The organism is Gracilimonas sp. (assembly GCF_031581265.1).
Lineage (GTDB): Bacteria > Bacteroidota > Rhodothermia > Balneolales > Balneolaceae > Gracilimonas.
The window spans coordinates 95,276-116,485 of record NZ_JAVLBQ010000005.1; the positions used below are offsets into that span (position 1 = coordinate 95,276).

Below are 21,210 nucleotides of genomic sequence, written 5' to 3' on the forward strand. Positions count from 1 at the left end.
TCCTGCTGTCTTTTATTCTCCCAATAGGTTAAAACTCCCTACATAAAAATTCGGATCTATAGATAAATGCGTAGATGTGTTTTCCTCTAATACTTTAGACTGCCATTGAGTGGTTGGATATAGCCGAGACTCCTCTCCATTCAACAGAACATCAATGGGAAGATTGAACCCTGATACTGCATTTCCCCATCGATATCTGAGTTGTCCATCCCGAAAAGCATATTCTAAAGTTGGAATACGAGTATCTCTCAGGTATTGATCAAAAACCGAATCTAAATTCATTCCCAGTTTATTACTGATATACCCTTCCACCTGCTCAGAACTTACGGTTTGATGATAAAATTCACGATTCAAACCACGCAGTGTTTCACGCCAAAGTGAATCATTATCTGCCACTTGACGAAGGGTATGCAACAGATTTCCTCCCTTATTGTACATATCGCCCGATCCCTTATGATTTACTCCATATTCTCCAATCAATGGTCTATCATTCAGAATCCCTAAACGCAATCCTTGAACATATTCATTGGCAGCCTTCTCACCATAATGATAATCCAGATATAAGCTTTCGGAGTAGTTCGTAAATCCTTCGTGAACCCACATATCTGCGACATCGGAATAGGTGATATTATTGGCAAACCATTCGTGACCGGTTTCATGAATAATGATAAAATCGAACTTTAATCCCCAACCGGAACCACTTAAATCTCTTCCCAAATAACCGTTTTGGTAGCCATTGCCATAAGTCACTGAACTTTGATGCTCCATACCTAAATAAGGTACTTCAACTAATTTGTAGCCATCTTCATAGAAAGGATATGGTCCAAACCAATATTCAAAAGCATCCATCATGGGCTTTACCTGCTTAAACTGTTCCCGGGCTTTTTCTTCATTTTCTCGCAGCACGTAGTAATCTAAATCCAACTGTCCCTTTTCTCCCTCATAGGTTTCTCCAAAATGCACATAATCACCGATATTGATATTCACCCCATAATTGTTAATTGGATTGGAGACAAACCAATGCCATGTCTTGGTATCATTTTTGGTTTCATCCACTCCGCGCAGCCTCCCGTTTGAGACATCCATCAGCGTATCCGGGGCTGTAATACTGATAAGCATACTATCGGGTTCATCATACGGATGATCTTTGTTGGGCCACCAAATACTTGCCCCAATTACCTGGTTTGAAGTTGCTACAAAAGGCTTGCCGTTACTGTCAGTGGTCCAGGTAAAACCTCCATCCCAGGGCGGATTTTCAGCTACCAACGGTTTCCCTTCATACCAAACTTTTAACTCTTTAATTTCTCCGGGATTTTGTTCCTTATTTAATTCCACAAAATAAGCACTTCCTTCTCTGCTGAAATTAAGTTCCTCTTCCTGCTGTGTAATTTTTGTGATGGAAAGGGGTTTTTGTAAATCAATCTGCATCAACTGATGAGGCTCAAGTACTTCATATTGCATAACATTGGTTCCTGAGATAGAACGGTTTTCTATATTTACAGCTACCGAAAGATGATAATAGGTGAGATCCCACCAGGCCCTCTCCGGGGTGATACTTCCCCGCAAGGTATCCTGACGGTTAAATTCAGGTTGGGCATATAATGTGTTTATTGACAGCAAAAAGGCCGTCAATATGGATAGCAATATTCTGTTGAACGTTTTCTTACTCATATTCTTTAGTATAGCGAATGAGGCAGTAGAGAAACTTTGAATGGTTCTATTTTCGAAATAAGAATATTTCAAAGTATTAAGTTAATGTTTTTATTTATTTAACTTACTCCATCTTTTTTAGAATGCCTCTTATTCTTTATATATTGTAAATCTAACGGAGTATAAGAATTTAGAATAAAACACCCATTAAAGTGAGAATAATATGCTACATCTCACAAGTGTTTCTTTCCTGGGTTTTTGGAAAGTTTTTCATTCAAATTTTAATAGTAATCAACTCAAATTTTCAGGGTTAATCATGAAAAATTTAACGCTACTCGTTATTTCTTTTATCATGCTTTTGTCAACACATGCATTCGAAGCATTGGCACAAGATGAATCATCACTTTCGGTAGGGGGTGCAATTCGCTATAATGTAATTCTTACCGATTATGAAGATGGAACTATCGATAACAACGACGGTCAATTTACCTGGGATACCTGGCGTATAAATGTGAACGCAGAAGAAAACGGGGTTAAGCTCAATTTTGAATACCGATTTTATCCAACTTTTAATACCCATTTTGTAAAACAAGGTTGGTTGGGTTACGATTTTAGCGATAATAACAATATTCAAATCGGTGTTACACAAGTTCCTTTTGGGAACCTACAGTATAACTCTCATAACTGGTGGTTCCAGGGAGCCTATTATGTAGGTATGGAAGATGATCATGATATGGGGATTAAATATACTCATTCTAACGACAGCTGGGATTTCATGGCAGCCTATTTTTTTCAACCTGAACCGGCCGGACCGGCAGGAGGTACTGGGTCCTTTGGTTTTGGCGGATCGGGACGTTACTCTTATGACATTGTACCAACCGGTAATCAAAGTAATTATGAGCGAAACCAATTGAATCTACGCTATACTAAAACTCTTGATATTGATAACGGAACCGTTAATGTTGGAGCCAGCGGACAAGTAGGGCAAATTTGGAATCAAGCTTTGGATGAAACCTCCTCCCGATATGCTCTTGCCCTGCATACCGACATTAATTATGGCAACTGGAATTTTAAAGGGCAGTTTGTCAATTATGCAATGGACGCCCAAAATGACAACGGCCAAAGTGTTGATTTTGTAAATATGGGCGCTTATGGATCTCCTTACCAGGTAGCCACAGAAATGAACATGTACTCCGCAGGACTCAGTTACAGTTATGATGTAGATTGGGGCCCAATTACCAACCTTAATTTTTATAATGATTACACCTTCTTTCAAAAAAACATTGACGGTTATAACGATGCTCACCAGCATGTGTTAGGTTTCCTGCTTAGCGCCGGAAATGTTTATATTTATTTTGATATTGCACGCGGAAGTAACCATCCATGGATCACCCAAAACTTCGGAAGCGGTTTAGCCCAAGGTGTCAATGATGCCCGATGGAATACCCGCTTTAATATCAACATTGGGTATTACTTCTAATCTAATTCCGGATGAATTGCGTCCTTTCCCTTTTGGGGAGGGATGTCCTGAGTGAAGATTCTCTTTACTCAGGACATCCCAATTTTCTGAATTTCAATCTTGAATGTACTTAATCAGAAATGGCAGCAATCACAGTTGACAATCTCTTTAAAATCTTTGGGAAAAATCCTGAAAAGGCTTTTCCACTTATCGAAAATGGAAAATCCAAAGACCAAATACTTGAAGAAACCGGCAACACTATTGGTATTAATGATGCCAGTTTTAAGGTTAAAGAAAAAGAGATGTTTGTTATCATGGGGCTTTCGGGAAGTGGAAAATCCACGGTGCTTCGATGTTTAAATCGTCTCATTGAGCCAACAAAAGGCACCATAAAGATTGGGGATGAAGACATCACTAAGGTAAGCAAAGAACGGCTGCTGGAGCTGCGGCGTGACAGAATGTCCATGGTATTTCAAAATTTCGGATTATTTCCCCACCGAACCGTTGCGAATAACGTGGAATATGGATTGGAAATTGGCGGAATGCCCAAAGAGGAAAGAAGAAAAAAAGCCTATGAAGCACTCGATAAAGTAGGCCTCAAAGGCTATGAGGAGCAAAAGCCAAGCGAACTGAGTGGAGGTATGCAACAACGGGTAGGGTTAGCACGCGCCCTCGCCAACGATCCTGAAATTTTATTGATGGATGAAGCCTTCAGTGCTTTGGATCCACTTATCAGGGCCGACATGCAAGATGAACTCCTCGAACTTCAGGCTGAAGTTCACAAAACAGTAGTATTTATCACGCACGATTTGGATGAAGCTTTAAAAATTGGCGATCGCATCGCCATCATGAAAGATGGATATGTTGTGCAAGTGGGTACACCTGAAGAAATTCTCACCAATCCCGCTGACGATTATGTTAAGGCATTTGTGCAGAATGTGGATCGTACAAGAATTATAACCGCTCAAGCCGTGATGCGGAAAGCTCCGACCATTCAACTACCAAAAGACGGGCCCTCAGTTGCCATCCGAAAAATGGAGAAAGTGGGAGTTTCAACAACGTATGTGGTTGATAAAAACCGAAAACTTAAAGGAATTGTTACCATTGATGATGCCGTTCACCTTAAAGAAAAAGAAGAAAAGAATATTGAAGAAATTCTGATATCCGATATTAAAACGGCTCACCCCGAAACCCCTATAAATCAACTCCTGCCTATGGCGATAGAGGCCAGCTACCCCATCGCAATTATTGATGATGAAAGAAATTTGAAAGGTATTGTTGACCGAGCCACTATCCTGGCTGAGTTAAATGAAAATGGCAATATCGAAGCTTCAACAAAACAAGAAACCAAAACCAAAACCAAACAACAATAACGATGTTTGATATACCTGTTGGAGATTTCTTTGAGTTCTTAATCAATTGGTTAACCGATAATCTTGGTGGCTTTTTTGACCTGATAACCATTACTGTTAAAGCCTTTTTAGTGGGAATCGAAAATGTGCTGCTATTTCCTCATCCTTTAGTTATGATTGCACTTTTAGCTGGCTTAGCTTGGTATGTATCAGGTAAAGGTGTGGGCATTTTTACCATTCTGGGATTGATTGTTGTGGAGGGCATGGATATGTGGGATGGCACTATGGAAACATTGGCCCTCATAATAACTGCTGTTTTCATAGCGCTTTTAATTGGAATTCCTCTTGGAATCTGGGCATCAAAAAGTAAAACCGTTGAACGCGTCGTTCGCCCCATCCTAGACTTCATGCAGACAATGCCGGCGTTTGTCTATTTAATACCGGCTGTATTGTTTTTTGGTCTCGGCGAAGTACCGGGAATTATTGCAACACTTATATTTGCTATGCCACCGGCTGTCCGGCTAACTAATTTAGGAATTCGGCAAGTTCCCGAAGAAATAAGAGAAGCCGCTCTTGCCTTTGGATCTGACTCTAAACAAATGCTTTTTAAAGTTGAATTACCTGTAGCTATGCCCACTATTCTTGCGGGAGTGAATCAAACCATTATGCTGGCACTATCCATGGTGGTAATTGCTGCATTAATTGGCGCCGGAGGGTTAGGCCAACCTGTGGTTACCGGACTCCAACAACTTGATATAGGCTTAGGATTTGAAGGAGGACTGGCTATTGTGATTTTAGCTGTTTTCCTGGACCGGGTAACGCAGTCTTTGGGCGCCGCTGAATGAATTGAATTTAGAATCTTGATACGAATACAAATTGAATAAAAACTCCAATCAAACAGAGAGAATTATGTTAACCAACAATAAAATAATAAACCTGATTTCAAAGTTAGGTGTCTTTGTCTTGGCTGTAGGTTTGATTACCGGCTGCAGTCAACAAGAAAACCAAAAATCAGCTGATTTAGTATATGTAAACTGGGCCGAAGGTATTGCCTACACAAACCTTGCTAAAGTAGTACTGGAAGATAAAATGGGATATGAGGTTGAGATTACTTCAGCAGACGTCGGCCCTGCGTACACAGCTATAGCTCAAGGCGATGCCGATGCTTTCATGGAAACCTGGCTGCCCGTCCTTCACAGGAATTACTACAACCAATTTCAGGATGATATTGTAGATTTAGGACCTGTTTATGAAGGGACACAGAGCGGCCTTGTTGTTCCTGAATATGTACCTGTAGATAGTATCAATCAACTCAACGACTATGTGGATCAGTTCGATAGAGAAATTACCGGGATCGATGCCGGTGCAGGAATTATGCAAACCACTGATTCCTTAATCACCGATGTCTATAATCTGGATTATGAACTTATCACTTCCAGCGGACCTGCAATGACCTCTGCTCTTCAACGGGCTATCGAAGATGAAGACTGGATAGTTGTTACAGGATGGAAACCTCACTGGAAATTTGGTCGCTTTGACCTCAAGTTTCTTCAACAAGATGAAGACAAAGTGGTTTGGGAAACAGGTAATATCCATATCATGGGTCGTCAAAACTTAGCCCAGGAAAAGCCACAGCTGGCTGAATTCCTATCCAATATGCATCTAACCGATGCAGAACTTGCAGACTTAATGGTGGCTATTAATCAGTCAGATGAAGATAACGAGGCAGTAGCCCGTCAATGGATGCAAGAAAACCAAGATGTTATTGAAGAATGGATTCCGGCTGATGCCCAACAGGCTGAAATGTAGTTTCGAAAATTGAATGAAAAAAATATAGGGAAATACGTTTATTCGTATTTCCCTTTTCTATTTAGCATTTAATTTATTCAACATAAAATTCTGATTGCAGAGTCTGCTTGTTTAAGTTTATTTTACCCTCTAAAATTCGTGAATGGTAAACATATTTGTTATTAATTGGCATACGAAAACATACGGAATTTTAAATTTCCTTAAGGTGTCTTGAGCCATCATTAATAAACTCAAAGATAGATATTAATAAACTCAAAGATAGATATTAATATAATATCCTTGATTTAGCTCCTTATGGTATCATTTCTGCTTCAGTTTCTTTATTGCGAAAGGATTAAGAACCTCAACTCTCAAAGAATTGGAGTTTACTCTTGGCCAACTAAGAAAAACGGTGAGTATAATAATTACTATTATTACGAAAAAGAAAAGGTATAGATCTAAACAACAGAATTGGTAATTCTATATCTTCCTACTGGACTTTTCTTTCAAAACTGAAGACGAGCTTGCAATCCTATTGAATTGCGAATATTCCCTCTTACCTCGCTAAGCCCACTACCTAATACCTGAGTGTTTTCAAAAATAGTTACTCCATACTTGAACCATAAGTCTAAAAAGTCGGCGGCATCATATTTCACTGTAACGTAAGCCCTCTGTCCCTGGTCATACAAAACAGTATTAGACAGGACGTACAGTAAATCACTTTCAAATTGGTAAACCCGGGTATTGAAACTGTCGGTATCGAATAAACTGATTCGGCCATCAATTCTGAGCTTTGGGCTGGGTTGTAGCCTTAGATCCTGATAAATCAAGAATCCTGTCTCCCACTTACCACCTGCTTCCTGATTTCGAACTAATTCAACCCGAGATCGCAACCTAACTTCCGAACTTACCCAATACTCCAAATTTGCTCTAAAACTTGACCTTTTTTCTTCCCCTAATTTAAGTTCTTCTTTGCCAAGAGAATTCGAAATCACATATTCTTCATCCTGAATTTCATTCCGAACCATGAAATAGATATTGAATTGGGAATTGAAAATTATTTCTGCTAACCCCAGCATGTCATATCCCCCGGTGGCTTGGGAGGTTCCAAAAGTGGGAGAGGCAAAATAGTATTGATCAAAATATCCGCTGAAGGTCACGTTTTGATTTAGTGTATGCCTCAACCCTACATAAAAACCTTCTTCATTTTGAGGGGCAGATGACCGTTCTCCAAAACCACTCCCCAAAAACGACTGAAAATCTCGACGATAGTTTCGATATAGTATAGCAAGATCAGTATTCAACCCAACCGGAGTTTCTACCCCTGCCACACCTCCAAATCCTCCATTTTGACTTCTTGCAAATTCTCCAAATACAAATGCTTCTCCTATGAGTCCCCGGTAGTCAATACCAACAACAGAATGCTCTTTGCCTTCAAAATCATACCTGTTGCTTAAAGAACTTCCCCTGCCAATATAACTATCAAAGGTATTGTAGTATCCTGTAGCCCCTAACAAACCAAGTGGAGTATCAACTCTAAGGCGCCCTCCCATGGTCTTTTGATTGATGTTATTCTTGCGACTTTCTTCATTTATCGTTCGGTGAAACCCACTTGAAGTCGGAAATCGTGTAGTATCTCCCTGTAATACGGATGCAGTTCTTGGGCGGTCAGAATAAAAGGCGGTCACTTCTACCTGTTCTCCATAAGAAGCCGCAACTCCCCTAAAAAAATCTGTTTCCTGTGCCGATGAGTAGGGTTTTATACCTCTCTCATTTTTACTGATGGTTCCAGTTACCTCACGTCCCTTCCCAAACACTCCTCCTGACCATAACACTAATCCCTGTCCAAAACTGAGGCTATAATCTCCTATCACTAAATCATTTAATTTCCCATTATCCACAAAAGCGATATGGCCTGAGTTATAATCAAAACCTGTAATACCATTTAATGTTTCGCCGGGATCTTTTTCTTGAGTAAGGTTTAAAGAAAGGTGGTTAGTAGTCATTCGGAGACGTTGATAATATTTAACGGGACTTCCCAAATACCCGCCTAATGAATCGGGACGTTTATACCCTTCTCTGGTCTGCAAATTTTGTTGATAACGGGAAAAGATATCGAACTTTCTATTATCCAGCCAATACTCCGGGCGCATATACATGTCTCGAAATTGAGCTCCCGTGCCGCCAATAGACACATATGGTCGCATTCTCCCATACGTTGCAGGACCAATACCACTTACTTCCAATAATTCTTCCTTTTCTTCGAAGGGCTTACTGTTTCTGTAACTGAGTATGGCACGCGCAATTTTCAGATTAATTCCCGGGACCTGCAGTAAATCATCCAACCCGGCCCTGTTTATATTTACCGGATTTGCTGCCAAATCTTCCAAAAATTGCACCAGTTGTTCCCCCGACAAACCAGACTCTTCTGTATCTAATTCTTCAAAGGCTTTTTCAAGCTGTTCCTGAACACTTGTTGTATCCTGTGAATACACATTGAACGGGTTTACCGCTACGGTACCAAGTATTAAAAATGATATGATTAAAAAACGGACTTGCATTAAAAATAGAGCATAAAATCAATACCGGGGCTAAATCCAAGGAGTTCGTGTTTCTGCACGGCTACATTTACATCCCACCTGTCGCCGGCATATCCAAATCCTAACGAATAACTGATGGGTTCCGTCGTTATTCCAACTCTCCCTTTTAACTCATCCACAACACTGATTTCAACTCCGCCTCTATAGGAGACCGGAAAGCGGACATCCTTCACCATATCAAAAGAAAACAATGCCAATGCATTTAGGTTGTAAGAAAAACCGAGAGCAATATCGCGGGGAAGCTCCTCATCAATTCCACTATATTTTGCATAGTTAACATTTATTGATCTCGCCCCTATCCACAAATCATTTGTTAACTTTGCGGCAATGCCTACATCTAACCCTACTGCTCCACCCGAACCATAATCTCCTCCAAAAGATATATGATTATAGTTCGCTGTAACCCCAAAATGTAACATGCGCCATTCGTTTTTATATCCTAAACGAATTCTCGTTTCATTGAAAAGATTATCCCCATAACGATGAAATCCTAAAGATGCGGTTCCAAAATTAGTAGGCAGGCTTCCTATCGCAGACATATCTGTTAACTCCGAAAAGCCATAATTTCTTAATCCATAAAATCCAACGGCCATACTTTCGTTACTTGTCATAGCAGGATTCGAAAAAAGAGACCAGTCATAGTTTGGTAAAGCAGTGGTGGCCTGCCCCATTCCAAGCCCCCGGGCTCCCATATTTAATTGGGCTAAAGCCGGAATACTAAAAAGCCCCAAAATTATGGTCAAAGAAATTTTATAAAGATGGTCTTGTATTCGTATCATATGTCACATTATAATAATCGATATGAAATATTTCAGAACTTACACTAAAGTACTAAAGCCATTTCTTTTATGCGGACTGATTTTAGTATTTTTTCCTCAAACAATTTACGCACAAGAATTTAATTGTGATGTAACCATCAATACAGAACAGCTTGAAGGTTCATCTTATGGCTACCTCTCAAATTTTGACAGAGTTGTAGAAAGTTATATTAATGAATATAGCTGGACAGAAGAACAGTTCCGTGAAGAAGAGCGCATTAATTGTGTAATCCAAATCGCATTTACCAGTGGCAATTCGGATTTCACATTTTCCGCTGAAACGGTTTTACAGCTACAGCGACCTATTTATAATACCACAGCTAAAACTACAACTGTGTTGCTCACCGATAATGCCTGGCAATTCAATTACCCTGAGGGGAAAAGCCTTATTCATGACGAGCTCCAATTTGATCCACTTACCGGATTCATTGATTTCTACGCTTATTTAATGTTAGGTTATGATTTTGATACATTTGCTGAATTTGGAGGATCTGATTATTACTCTAATGCCGAAAATATTCTCAACCTTGCTCAAACGACTTCCAATGTAGGTTGGACTCGCAGCAGTAATAACCGAAGAAACCGGAATGTATTAATTACAGATTTATCCTCTACCAGTTACAGAGATTTGAGAGCTGCCATTTACCGATACCACCATTTAGGACTTGACCAATTTGTTGACAACCCATCTGAGGCAAGGCAAGAAATCTTAACTGCCCTTAAGCAAATACAAGAATTGAAGAGACGTTCAAGCAGTAATTATTTATTTGATGTTTTCTTTGATGCAAAGTCTCGTGAAATTGCCGCTATTTTTGAAGATGCCGAAAGTAGTGTTAGGCTCGAAGCTTATGAGGTTCTAAGTCAAACCGATCAGGGACATCTTTCAGATTATGAAAGCCTGCAAAATTGAAAACTATGACTATCAAAACTCAAAAAATAATTATTGTAATCTTTCTGGTCTTAGTCTGTCTGGATCTGATTGTTATCTATCTTGACAGCAACAGCTTCAATGCTTTATATGCAGGATCTACGGCCATCCTTTTTGGTATTGCCTGGGATGCCCTGAATAAACTTCAAAAAGAAAATGATCTAGATTCATAAAAGCTTCAAATTATTTGTTTAAGCTGTTCTTATTATCACAACTTATATGTGTTCAAAGTTATTTAGAACTAAAATATTTATCTATTGGTTTTGTATATTAGCCGCGCAAAAAAGCGGTTCCATAATTGAAATTTTGAAGTTGAAAAATCTTAGCGAATGAAATTCTACGTATGTATTAAAATGGTGCCTGATGTTAACGCACCTCTTCAAATCAAAGACGGCAAACTAATTCAAGATGCCGATCGTCAAATTCTAAATGCTTATGATGCTTCTGCTGTAGAAGAAGCCCTCGTGCTTAAAGAAAAACACGGCGGTGAAGTGGAAGTGGTTTCAATAGGTTCCTCAAAAGCGTCTGAAACCATCCGTAAGGCATTGGCCATGGGCGCAGATAAAGCCACCCATATATTAACTGAAGGTGATGAGGATTACGATTCCGGCTCCTATGCCAGAATTCTTGCCAAGTTTTTTGAAGATAAAGAATACGATGTACTTTCACTTGGTAAACAATCTCAAGATACGGATGCCGGACTGACTGGAAGCATGGTAGCTGAAATGCTGGATCTTCCATATACCACCAACGCAGTAGGACTTGAAGCCGAAGACGGCAAGCTTATTGTAAAACGTCAGGGTGATACCGGTCAGGAAATGATCGAACTTCCCACCCCTTGTGCCGTCACCTGCTCTAATGATATGAACGAGCCGCGTATTCCGAATTTGAAAGGAATTATGGCCTCCAAGCGCAAACCTATGGAACAGATTGAGCTTTCATCTCTTGGTTTAAATGAAGATGAACTTGCTGCCAGCACTACCGTTCTCGGCTACGAAAAAAAACCTGAACGTGAAGCCGGAAAGAAATTTGAAGGCGAAGCAGATGAAATCGCCCGCGAAGTAGCGCAACTGCTTGATACCGAAGCAAACGTAATTTAAGTAATGTTAAATGCTTGAATTTTAAATGTTAAATGGAGATCCATTTAACATTTGGCACTTCACATTTAAAATTATTTTCAGGAAAAATTTTTCAAACAAGACTAAAAACGAATGAGCACAATACTTACCCATATCGCCATTGCAGACGGCAAAATTAAACGATCATCATTAGAGGTTCTTTCACATTGCAAGCAGCTTGCTGACCAAGGCGGACATTCCGTTGAGGCTGTAGTTGTAGATGCAAATGCTTCTTCTTTTGTGGAAGGCATTCAGCAATACGGTGCCTCCAAAGTATATGTGGTGGAAGATCCGATCTTCAAAAATCACATGAACACGCCCCTGTTGAAAGTGTTAGCAAAAGTAATGGAAACCGCAAATCCTTCTGTTTTTGCTTTTGCTTCCACAGAAGGTACCAAAGATATTTTAGGGGCACTTGCTGCCAACCAAAATGCAGCCGTTCTGCCGGATGTTTCTTCTTTTGAATTGACTGAAGGTGGAGTGAAAGCCAAACGACCCGTTATGGCAGCCAAGATTATCTCCAACACCGAAGCAAAAAGTGACACTATACTCGTTTCTGTTCGCTCCGGTTCATATGATCTGGCTGAAAATGAAACTTCCGCTGAAGTGGTGAATATTGATTTCAGCATGGACGACAGCGAACTTAAAGCTACCCTTAAAGAAATTATCTCCGCTTCCGGTGATACGATTGATCTAAACGAAGCGGAATCTATTGTAGCAGCTGGTCGTGGCGTGAAGGATGAAGAAGGACAGAATCTGATCTCCGAACTTGCTGAAGTATTAAATGCCGGGATCGGAGCTTCACGAGCACTGACAGAAGCCGGTATTTATGACCCGAGTTTGCAGATAGGGCAAACCGGAAAAGTGGTTTCCCCGCAATTATACATTGCCGTGGGAATTTCAGGTGCGATTCAACACGTAGCAGGAATGGCAAATTCCAAAGTAATTGTAGCCATTAACAAAGATCCTGACGCGCCCATCTTCGAAATTTCAGACTACGGAATTGTTGGAGACTTATACAAAGTACTCCCGCCCTTCATCGAAGAACTCAAAAAAATAAAAAGCTAATTTTAAATGCTAAATGTTGAATTTTAAATTATTCAGCATTTAAAATTCAACATTCAAAATTTCCCTTATGGACGAAAAGTTTGATTGTATCGTAATTGGGGGTGGAGTTGCAGGATTGGCAGCAGCCATGACCCTCGCCCGTAATAACATGAAATTCCTTCTGATTGAACGAGGTGAATTTGCCGGTTCCAAAAATGTGTCCGGTGGTGTTTTGTGGGGAAGTGACCTCGCAAAACTCGTTCCAAATTACTGGAAAGAACAAGACGGAGGCTGGGAGCGATTTATCAACCATCGCCGACTTACCCTCATGGATGAGCAATCAGCTTTTACCCTTGATTTCAAATCTTCTCACTTTAATGAAACTCCCTACAACGGAGTAGTAGTACTTCGCTCAAAATTTGACAACTGGCTTTCCGGTAAAGTGCAGGAAGCCATTGATGCCTCCGACTTCGCTATGGATTCCTTCATCGCCACCAACATCAAGGTAGATGAAGTACTCATGGAAAACGATAAAGCTGTTGGTATCAAAACTGGGGAAGATGAATTCCATGCCGATTCAGTGATCATTGCTGAGGGCGTAAATAATTTGCTGACGCGTCAGGTTGGTTTACAGGATGATTACGTTCCGGCCGATCACATGCTCACCGGTATCAAAGAGATCATCCGCTTCGACCAAGAAGTGCTGGAGCAAAAATTTCAGCTAAACGGACTCAGCGGAATGAGCAACGAATTTGTAGGCTGGGCCACCGATGGCATTGAAGGCGGAGGATTTCTATACACCAATCGCGACACTATATCGCTGGGATTGGTGCTCGGTATTAAGGATATGCGGGAAAAAGGAAAAGCACCCCATGACATCTTAAATCATTTCAAAACCCATCCTGTCATCGCCGATATCATAAAAGATGGAGAAGTGGTGGAATATTCTGCCCACGTGGTTTCCTCCGGTGATAAGCGAGCCATGCCGAAAGAATTATACAAAGACGGAATTCTACTGGCCGGTGAGTCCGCCAACTTATTGATGAATGCAGGAAAAGCCATTCAGGGAATGGATTATGCCATGCGTTCCGGAATTCTGGCGGCAGAAACCATTGTTAAAGCGAAAGAAAAAGATGACTTCAGCTCGGCCACACTCAAAGAATATCGCAAGGTGATGGGCGAAAGTTATGTAATGAAGGACATCAACGGATTCCAAGATGCCGTGCATCTCCTTCACACCGAAACCATGCAGCAAAAAGTACCGAATTTGATCTGCGACTTCGGCCGACAGTTCTTCTCCATCAAGAATGAACCTACACCGAAATCCAAGGACATGTTGAAGGGAGCGGTTAAACGACATGCTTCTTACTGGGAATTGGCGAAATTAGGATTTAAGGCTGGGAAATCATTGTAGGTGAAAAGGCAAAAGTGAAATGTGAAAAGGTTTTATATCATATTTGAAAGCATTGCGAATACTTCGTTGGCCAATTTTTCAACCTTTTTTGTTTTATTATAAGTTAAATAGTTTAGATTAATTGAAATTTCGAGTTGAGTATCGAGTTCTACTAATGAAGATTTTGAAATTCGATAAAATCGTTTTCGCTCTTTGTCGGATTTTCTTGAGGCGCCTTCAGATAGATTCGAAGGAACTGAAACAGCGGCTCGTCTCATTTGACTTGATAAACCAAACATTTCAGTCTTTGGAAAGTTTTCAGTCAGCCTATAAATCTCGCTAACTAATTTTATACTTTTTTTATAAACGTTTAAATCTTTATGGTTCAATTTAATCATAGCACCCCATTAGGTTAATAGTTCACAAATAAATACCAAAATTTTTAGAATTCTGAAAAGTCGAAAATGTTCCTTTCACTTTTGCCTTTTCACCTTTCACCTTTCACATAAAGCAACGACATGAAAAACTTGAAATTAACCGAACGCCTCGGACTTGTAAGCTACCGAAATCAATCCAAATCAGAGATCAAGCCTCACATTGTTGTGGATACCGATATCTGTAATTCTACTTGTCCGCACCATTGTACTACCTACGTATGTCCGGCTAATTGTTATACCAAAGACGAAGAAGGTAACGTGCATTTCCAAGTGGAAGATTGTATAGAATGTGGAACATGTATGTATGCCTGCGATCAGGGTGCCGTGGACTGGAATTATCCTGATCCGGAAATTGGTCGTGGTGTAACTTGGAATTTCGGGTAACAAAAACCATTTATTTTCCGTAATTAATACTATATGGGCATTAATCAACGGAAACTATGAAAATTTATAAACTCGCTTACCTTCTTCTTTTTGCAGTAACTTTTTTGATTTATACTTTGGATCTTTCTGCAAAAGATTACTCAATTCCCACTATACAAGTAGATGTTCACGTAGATGAAAATGGGACTATAACCATAACAGAGCATCGTACCTATGTATTTGATGGCTCCTATTCCTGGGCTAATTACCGCCTTCCAAAAACAGGGTATTCGGCTATGCAAAATATCCGAATTACAGAGGGAGACAGAGCTTTCACCAATCTAAACACCGAAGAACCCGGCACTTTTTTAGTGGAAGAATCGGATGAGGCTTTCAACATTAAATGGTTTTTCGAAGCTGAAGATGAAGAACGAACATTTACTGTCACTTATACCTTGGAAGATGCTTTAGTTATAGGGCCTGAATGGAGTGAATTTTTCTGGACTTATGTTGCATCTGGTCGGGAGAAATCAACAGATGACTTAGATATTTTGATTCAGCTACCCTACATGGTTCCTGATTCATCCCTGCATAGCTGGGTTCGTGAACCCGGCTGGGATATTACTACTGATTTCTACGATAACGGATTTCAATTTACCGGAGAGAATATTAGCCGAAGTCAGGCTGTAACTATTCGTACAGTGTTCCCGACTTCCGTTTTTGATGAGAATTCCGTTCAGGTTAGTGACTCTGATTTCAGCCTTACCCTTGCCAGAGAACAGGAAGACAATTTCAGAGAAGAACAACGCCGGGCGGCAGAAGAAGAGGAAAGAAGCCAAGCTTTAGCCATTGAGATTTCCATAGTGATTGCAGGACTCAGTATTATCGCTTTCATCTTTTTCTATCGCAAATACGGCAGTCGGCATAAAGTGAACCTATCGGCAAACGAAAGCATCATGCTTCCCGGAAGGGAGAAACCTGCTGCCATTGGGTGGTTGCTCATGAACCGAACGGTGACTTACAGTTTCATCACGGCAACATTACTTGACTTGGCACGACGTAAATATTTTAAGGTAGAAGAAAAAGAGCCTGACCCGGATGAGAAGAGCTGGTTATCATCCAATGATGATTCCCATTTCACAGTACATCGTACTGACAAACCTGCAGAACAGGATATGACCGAATACGAACTTAGCCTCCTTAATTATGTAGAAAAACGTATTACTGAAAAAGGACACAAATTTGAAGACATTTTTAAATTCAGTGAATCGGACGCTTCAAAATGGTTTTATAGCTGGAAGAAAAAATTAAAATCATATTGTAAAAGCAAAGAGTGGGTTGATCCAACCAGCTATAAAGGACTTTGGTGGAACATAGGAATTCAATCTATACTGCTTACTGCAAGTATCTTTGGGATTTTCCTGATTCACCCCTTGATGGGCTTTACAGTTTTGGTAGTCTTATTTGGGTGGCTCTTATCCTTTGCCATAGTACGCCGGACTCCGAAAGGAGAAGAACTCTATCAACGATGGAAGAATTATTTGAAAGCACTTAAATCTGCTAAAGAGCATTCTATTTCCCAGGATAAACTTGGATTACACTTTATTTACGGTATTGCCTTTGGGCTTAATCAGGATCAAATTGAATCTTTATTTGAACAAAACCCGGGTGCAGTTTCTGCTATCTATTGGATTGTGCTTTTACCAAACAGTACTTCTTCTCCGGCTGATATGGCCAACTCGCTCAGTAATCTTGCCGCAACCGGATCAACATCAGCCGGAGGGGGGAGTTTTGGAGGAGGCGCTTCGGCTGGAGTGGCCGGAGGTGGGGCTTCCGGGGGTGCAGGTTGATATGAAACTCGCTTATTAGATTTTAAATTAGAATCTACATTTTTTGGAAACTTTATCTCTTCTCGCGAGTTGAACTCTACGAATCAACACAAAACAAATTTTAGAAATATGAAAAAGCAGTTTTTTAAATACCCCTTATTTTTTTTAGTAGCAATTATATTCGCAGCTTGTAGCACAGATACTAATTCAAATAAAGGAACGCTTAAAATTGGCCTTACCGATGCACCTGCCAACTTCGATCAGGTTAATATTGAAATCAAGCAAGTCCTCGTAAATAAAGACGAAGATGCTGAACCGGAAGAAGAAGGAGACACTGACGGTGAGAATGAAGAGGATAATGAGGAGGACGAAAATGGATGGTACTTAATTATGGAAGACTCTATAACCGTTAATCTTCTCGACTATCAAAATGGTGCTGTTCTTCAATTGGGTGAAACAGAATTAGAAGCCGGACAATACAACCAAATCCGATTATTGCTGGGAAACAATAACAATGTAGTTATAGCAGGAGAATCTTTTCCCTTGACTACACCAAGTGCACAACAATCAGGATATAAGCTCAATGTTCAGGCCGATATTGAAGCCGGTCAGGTTTACGACTTGGTGATAGATTTTGACGCCTCACAATCCATTGTAGTAACCGGAAATAATCGGTTTATTCTGAAACCGGTGTTAAGGACTGTCGATGTTCAAGAACAAGCCAGTATTTCAGGTACCGTATTGCCAATTGAAGCTCAACCTTATGTTTATGCAATAATGGATGAGGACACGGTAGGAACCCAACCCAATGACGAAGGCGCTTTTAAACTTATTGGACTTGAAGAAGGGGCTTATGATGTTTGGTTTTCTCCTACAAATGAAACCTATGCTGATTCACTCATTGAAGGCATAGAACTGGATGAAGGAGAACAATTCGAATTTGAAAATACCATTCAATTAGAAGATACCTCCTCTGTTTCAGAGTAACTTTTTCTTTTGAGGAATGAACACATATCACCAACTGTTTTTGTATTTTTCACAGTTCTGAATTTCAAAAAATACCATTCAATTGCAACATAATATCGTAGTACGCGGTGCACGCGAGCACAACCTTAAAAATATTGATATTGATATCCCCCGCGACCAATTGGTTGTGATAACCGGTTTATCCGGGTCCGGAAAATCATCGCTGGCCTTCGACACCATTTATGCTGAAGGTCAGCGTCGTTTTCTGGAATCTTTGTCAGCGTACGCACGCCAGTTTTTGGGTATGATGGAACGCCCTGCCGTTGATTTCATTGACGGCCTCTCCCCTGTCATCTCCATCGATCAAAAAACCACCAATCGTAATCCTCGTTCTACTGTTGGTACGGTGACTGAAATCTATGATTTTTTACGCTTGTTGTATGCCCGGATCGGTATTCCTTATTCCTATAGAACCGGGAATAAAATGAAAAAGCAATCTGCCGATCAGGTGGTGGCTTCCGTTATGGACATGCCCGAAGGAACTAGAGCCTACTGTTTAGCACCTGTAGTACGTGGAAGAAAAGGGCATTATCGTGAATTATTTGAACAGACTATAAAAAAAGGCTTTGTAAGTGCCCGAATAGATGGTGAATTTCATGATCTGGAAGATGACATGAAGTTAGATCGGTATAAAACACACAATATTGAAATTGTGGTAGATCGATTTGTGATCTCTCCTAAAAGTGAAAAACGCATTGCAGAAAGTATTCGCCTTGCACTTGAAATAGCAGATGGAAATGTAATTCTGGCTATCAAAGATGAAGATGAAGTCCATGACAAGCTTTATTCTCAAAATCTTTTCGATCCGGAAAGTGGGCTCGCATATGAAGATCCTGCTCCTAATTTATTTTCATTTAACTCTCCTTACGGAAATTGTAAAGAATGCGAAGGACTTGGCTACACCTATGATGTAAGCTGGAAATTACTTGTCCCAAATAATGAACAAAGTATTGCAGACGGGGGCATTCGCTTTTTAGGAGAACCGCGAGATATCTTTGTTTTCAAACAGTTAAAAGCCATTTTGGAAAGTTTCGACTTGGATTTTGAAGCTCCCATCAAAGACTATCCTGATGAGCTAAAAGAAGTTCTTATGAATGGAAGCGGAGATGTAAAATACTCCGTTAGCTATGATTTCAAGGACAACTCAGTAACCTACAAACACAAGTTTGAAGGCCTCCGGAACACGATCTTAGACCAATATGAAAATAGTAAATCCAATAAGCAACGAGATAAGGCCAAAGCTTTTATGGATAAAATCACATGCCCGGAATGTGATGGCGGCAGGCTAAATAAAGAAGCTTTATCCTATAAAATTGATGGATACAACATCCATGATCTCGTACAGATGGATATTCAAGAATTACGGGATACACTCTACGGGATCAAATTAACAGAACGTCAGCAGACCATTGGAGTCCAGGTATTAAAAGAAATTCGGGATCGTCTCGATTTCTTACTGAATGTAGGGTTGAATTACTTAAGCATAGATCGTGAAGCTCAAACACTAAGTGGTGGCGAAGCTCAGCGAATTAGACTTGCTACTCAGATAGGAACCCAACTGGTCGGTGTTCTATATATTCTGGATGAGCCAAGTATTGGACTTCACCAGCGGGATAATATCAAGCTCATAAAATCCTTAGAAACACTCCGAGATTTAGGCAATTCCGTGATCGTTGTTGAACATGACAGAGAGACTATAGAACATGCCGATTTCGTAGTGGATCTTGGTCCGGGCGCAGGTGTGAATGGCGGCTACATTGTAACTTCGGGCAAACCTAATGAATTAGATCCCGATTCTGATACTGCCAAGTTCCTGCGTGATGAAGAAGTTATAGAAGTTCCAGGAAAGCGCAGAAAAGGTAATAATAAAACAATAGAGGTAACCAATACCCGTGGTCACAACCTCAAAAATCAAAATCTTGAAGTCCCCCTCGGGAAATTTATTTGCGTGACCGGGGTCAGCGGAAGTGGAAAAAGCTCATTGATCAACCAAACGTTAGTACCAATTCTTTCCAATCATTTCTACAAATCCAAGACTGTTCCCCTTCCCTACGATTCAGTGAAAGGTATCGATAATGTGGACAAAATCATTTCCATTGATCAAAGCCCGATTGGCCGAACTCCAAGGTCAAATCCCGGCACCTACACCAAAGTCTTTGACTACATCCGGCGATTATTTGCCGAACTACCCGAATCAAAAATTAGAGGGTACGATCAAGGCCGATTTTCATTTAATGTGAAAGGCGGAAGGTGTGAAGCTTGTAATGGAGATGGTGTTCGAAAAATAGAAATGAATTTCCTTCCTGATGTTTACGTGACCTGTGAAACCTGTAATGGCAAACGCTACAACCGGGAAACACTGGAAATTTACTATAAGGGCAAAAACATCTCTGATGTATTAAAAATGCCGATCAGAGATGCAGCTGAATTCTTCGATGCCCAGCCCGCAATCAGCCGCAAGCTGGATACTTTAGTTGATGTAGGACTTGGTTATCTCACCCTGGGGCAATCTTCCACAACCCTGTCCGGGGGCGAAGCGCAACGCATCAAACTGGCACGGGAACTCTCCAAAGTTGGCACCGGAGATACTCTTTATGTAATGGATGAACCAACCACCGGACTCCATTTCCAGGATGTTCGAATGTTGGTAAATGTAATTCAGAAACTGGTTGAAAAAGGCAATACGGTTATTGTGATAGAACATAATCTCGACCTAATCAAAGCCGCAGACTGGATTATTGACATGGGTCCTGAAGGCGGCCGTGGCGGTGGGGAGATCATTGCTCAGGATACGCCTGAAGAAGTCGCGAATATTGAACATTCAGAAACCGGAAAGTTTTTAAAGCAGGAATTTGAAAGGTTAAATCGGGTTTTAACACTAAAAATCGACAAATAAGACCAACTTCGTCCGTATTTCTATGAGTTCCATTTAAAGCATTAATTTGATTATTCTTAACCAAATTTTTTAACCCCTACAAATACACATTTACTCATTTTTTATACACTTGTATTAACCGGACAAAACCTCTAATAAACGCTTACAGTTCATTTTCAGGCATAGATTATACTAATATAAAAATTGGGTCAAGACAACTTAAGCGGTTCTTGACGGATGAATGTTAACAATTTTGGATAAATATTTTCTTTACGATAATTAAACAGAAACTCAGACTCTTTTAGATGCAAATAGAACGTGGACGGATGCATTCCCCGACATCTTAACCAATCTGGTTTTGGCAAAGCCCCAGAACCCTTCGATGCCATTTATATGACTGGCCGCCCTAACAAATTCATTACGGCCATGATCGACCCGAAGGTGTTTGGCATAGCCCAGATCTACCAGTCCGTTATAGCCTCTCCATCCGTCGGAGTGAATAATACTATTGGGACTTACTTTGCCTC

17 protein-coding genes and 1 pseudogene are annotated in these 21,210 nt (G+C 40.4%); 13 read left to right on the forward strand and 5 right to left on the reverse strand.

What is annotated here, in order from left to right; genetic code table 11:
* Positions 1–12: 12 nt before the first annotated feature.
* Positions 13–1,671, reverse strand: coding sequence for a M1 family metallopeptidase (locus tag RI561_RS03550; protein WP_395078850.1), 1,659 nt, complete (start codon positions 1,669–1,671; stop codon positions 13–15).
* A gap of 295 nt (positions 1,672–1,966) precedes the next feature.
* On the opposite strand from RI561_RS03550, the gene RI561_RS03555 reads away from it, so the two are divergent.
* The 4 genes from RI561_RS03555 (at position 1,967) to RI561_RS03570 (ending at position 6,270) form a co-directional block, all read left to right on the forward strand.
* On the forward strand, positions 1,967–3,130 hold the full coding sequence (locus RI561_RS03555; protein ID WP_395078851.1) for a hypothetical protein: 1,164 nt from the start codon (positions 1,967–1,969) through the stop codon (positions 3,128–3,130).
* Between the two features lie 119 nt (positions 3,131–3,249).
* Positions 3,250–4,482 (forward strand): glycine betaine/L-proline ABC transporter ATP-binding protein, encoded by a 1,233-nt coding sequence (locus RI561_RS03560; protein ID WP_395078852.1) that lies wholly within the window; start codon positions 3,250–3,252, stop codon positions 4,480–4,482.
* Positions 4,483–4,484: 2 nt separating this feature from the next.
* Positions 4,485–5,306, forward strand: a complete 822-nt coding sequence (locus tag RI561_RS03565; RefSeq protein WP_395078853.1) for an ABC transporter permease — start codon at positions 4,485–4,487, stop codon at positions 5,304–5,306.
* Positions 5,307–5,370: 64 nt separating this feature from the next.
* Positions 5,371–6,270 carry a glycine betaine ABC transporter substrate-binding protein gene (locus tag RI561_RS03570; protein ID WP_395078854.1) on the forward strand — a complete coding sequence of 300 codons (900 nt, stop codon included), beginning with the start codon at positions 5,371–5,373 and terminating at the stop codon, positions 6,268–6,270.
* Positions 6,271–6,755: 485 nt separating this feature from the next.
* On the opposite strand, the gene RI561_RS03575 is transcribed toward RI561_RS03570, so the two are convergent.
* Positions 6,756–8,810: a ComEA family DNA-binding protein gene (locus tag RI561_RS03575; protein ID WP_395078855.1), complete on the reverse strand. Its 2,055-nt coding sequence runs from the start codon at positions 8,808–8,810 to the stop codon at positions 6,756–6,758.
* Positions 8,810–9,628: a hypothetical protein gene (locus RI561_RS03580; RefSeq protein ID WP_395078856.1), complete on the reverse strand. Its 819-nt coding sequence runs from the start codon at positions 9,626–9,628 to the stop codon at positions 8,810–8,812. The genes RI561_RS03575 and RI561_RS03580 overlap by 1 nt, the downstream gene beginning before the upstream one ends.
* Before the next feature lie 22 nt (positions 9,629–9,650).
* Between RI561_RS03580 and RI561_RS03585 the strand changes: the two genes are divergently transcribed.
* From RI561_RS03585 to RI561_RS03605, 5 genes are all read left to right on the forward strand, one after another.
* Positions 9,651–10,577 carry a DUF4835 family protein gene (locus RI561_RS03585; protein ID WP_395078857.1) on the forward strand — a complete coding sequence of 309 codons (927 nt, stop codon included), beginning with the start codon at positions 9,651–9,653 and terminating at the stop codon, positions 10,575–10,577.
* A gap of 5 nt (positions 10,578–10,582) precedes the next feature.
* Complete coding sequence (locus tag RI561_RS03590) at positions 10,583–10,768, forward strand: hypothetical protein (protein WP_395078858.1); 186 nt, start codon at positions 10,583–10,585, stop codon at positions 10,766–10,768.
* Positions 10,769–10,924: 156 nt separating this feature from the next.
* Positions 10,925–11,695, forward strand: a complete 771-nt coding sequence (locus RI561_RS03595; RefSeq protein WP_395078859.1) for an electron transfer flavoprotein subunit beta/FixA family protein — start codon at positions 10,925–10,927, stop codon at positions 11,693–11,695.
* A 111-nt stretch (positions 11,696–11,806) separates the two neighbouring features.
* Positions 11,807–12,781 (forward strand): electron transfer flavoprotein subunit alpha/FixB family protein, encoded by a 975-nt coding sequence (locus RI561_RS03600; protein ID WP_395078860.1) that lies wholly within the window; start codon positions 11,807–11,809, stop codon positions 12,779–12,781.
* A 67-nt stretch (positions 12,782–12,848) separates the two neighbouring features.
* Positions 12,849–14,174 carry an FAD-dependent oxidoreductase gene (locus RI561_RS03605; protein WP_395078861.1) on the forward strand — a complete coding sequence of 442 codons (1,326 nt, stop codon included), beginning with the start codon at positions 12,849–12,851 and terminating at the stop codon, positions 14,172–14,174.
* A 32-nt stretch (positions 14,175–14,206) separates the two neighbouring features.
* Here the strand turns inward: RI561_RS03605 and RI561_RS03610 are convergent, their stop codons facing one another.
* Complete coding sequence (locus tag RI561_RS03610) at positions 14,207–14,551, reverse strand: four helix bundle protein (RefSeq protein WP_395078862.1); 345 nt, start codon at positions 14,549–14,551, stop codon at positions 14,207–14,209.
* 120 nt (positions 14,552–14,671) lie between these two features.
* Between RI561_RS03610 and RI561_RS03615 the strand changes: the two genes are divergently transcribed.
* From RI561_RS03615 to uvrA, 4 genes are all read left to right on the forward strand, one after another.
* Positions 14,672–14,974, forward strand: a complete 303-nt coding sequence (locus RI561_RS03615; protein WP_395078863.1) for a ferredoxin family protein — start codon at positions 14,672–14,674, stop codon at positions 14,972–14,974.
* Positions 14,975–15,030: 56 nt separating this feature from the next.
* The gene (locus RI561_RS03620) at positions 15,031–16,803 is read left to right on the forward strand and encodes a DUF2207 family protein (protein WP_395078864.1); all 1,773 of its coding nucleotides are present in this window, start codon (positions 15,031–15,033) and stop codon (positions 16,801–16,803) included.
* A gap of 108 nt (positions 16,804–16,911) precedes the next feature.
* Entirely contained in the window at positions 16,912–17,769 is an 858-nt protein-coding gene (locus RI561_RS03625) for a DUF4382 domain-containing protein (RefSeq protein WP_395078865.1), read from the forward strand.
* Positions 17,770–17,851: 82 nt separating this feature from the next.
* On the forward strand, positions 17,852–20,704 hold the full coding sequence (gene uvrA / locus RI561_RS03630; protein ID WP_395078866.1) for an excinuclease ABC subunit UvrA: 2,853 nt from the start codon (positions 17,852–17,854) through the stop codon (positions 20,702–20,704).
* Positions 20,705–20,892: 188 nt separating this feature from the next.
* Here the strand turns inward: uvrA and RI561_RS03635 are convergent.
* A pseudogene (locus tag RI561_RS03635) lies at positions 20,893–21,210 on the reverse strand (transposase); the annotation flags it as partial.

Bases quoted from the DNA above. Each gene is read 5' to 3' on its own strand.
- RI561_RS03550 (WP_395078850.1), bottom strand. From the start codon at position 1,671: ATGAGTAAGAAAACGTTCAACAGAATATTGCTATCCATATTGACGGCC.
- RI561_RS03555 (WP_395078851.1), top strand. From the start codon at position 1,967: ATGAAAAATTTAACGCTACTCGTTATTTCTTTTATCATGCTTTTGTCA.
- RI561_RS03560 (WP_395078852.1), top strand. From the start codon at position 3,250: ATGGCAGCAATCACAGTTGACAATCTCTTTAAAATCTTTGGGAAAAAT.
- RI561_RS03565 (WP_395078853.1), top strand. From the start codon at position 4,485: ATGTTTGATATACCTGTTGGAGATTTCTTTGAGTTCTTAATCAATTGG.
- RI561_RS03570 (WP_395078854.1), top strand. From the start codon at position 5,371: ATGTTAACCAACAATAAAATAATAAACCTGATTTCAAAGTTAGGTGTC.
- RI561_RS03575 (WP_395078855.1), bottom strand. From the start codon at position 8,810: ATGCAAGTCCGTTTTTTAATCATATCATTTTTAATACTTGGTACCGTA.
- RI561_RS03580 (WP_395078856.1), bottom strand. From the start codon at position 9,628: ATGATACGAATACAAGACCATCTTTATAAAATTTCTTTGACCATAATT.
- RI561_RS03585 (WP_395078857.1), top strand. From the start codon at position 9,651: ATGAAATATTTCAGAACTTACACTAAAGTACTAAAGCCATTTCTTTTA.
- RI561_RS03590 (WP_395078858.1), top strand. From the start codon at position 10,583: ATGACTATCAAAACTCAAAAAATAATTATTGTAATCTTTCTGGTCTTA.
- RI561_RS03595 (WP_395078859.1), top strand. From the start codon at position 10,925: ATGAAATTCTACGTATGTATTAAAATGGTGCCTGATGTTAACGCACCT.
- RI561_RS03600 (WP_395078860.1), top strand. From the start codon at position 11,807: ATGAGCACAATACTTACCCATATCGCCATTGCAGACGGCAAAATTAAA.
- RI561_RS03605 (WP_395078861.1), top strand. From the start codon at position 12,849: ATGGACGAAAAGTTTGATTGTATCGTAATTGGGGGTGGAGTTGCAGGA.
- RI561_RS03610 (WP_395078862.1), bottom strand. From the start codon at position 14,551: ATGATTAAATTGAACCATAAAGATTTAAACGTTTATAAAAAAAGTATA.
- RI561_RS03615 (WP_395078863.1), top strand. From the start codon at position 14,672: ATGAAAAACTTGAAATTAACCGAACGCCTCGGACTTGTAAGCTACCGA.
- RI561_RS03620 (WP_395078864.1), top strand. From the start codon at position 15,031: ATGAAAATTTATAAACTCGCTTACCTTCTTCTTTTTGCAGTAACTTTT.
- RI561_RS03625 (WP_395078865.1), top strand. From the start codon at position 16,912: ATGAAAAAGCAGTTTTTTAAATACCCCTTATTTTTTTTAGTAGCAATT.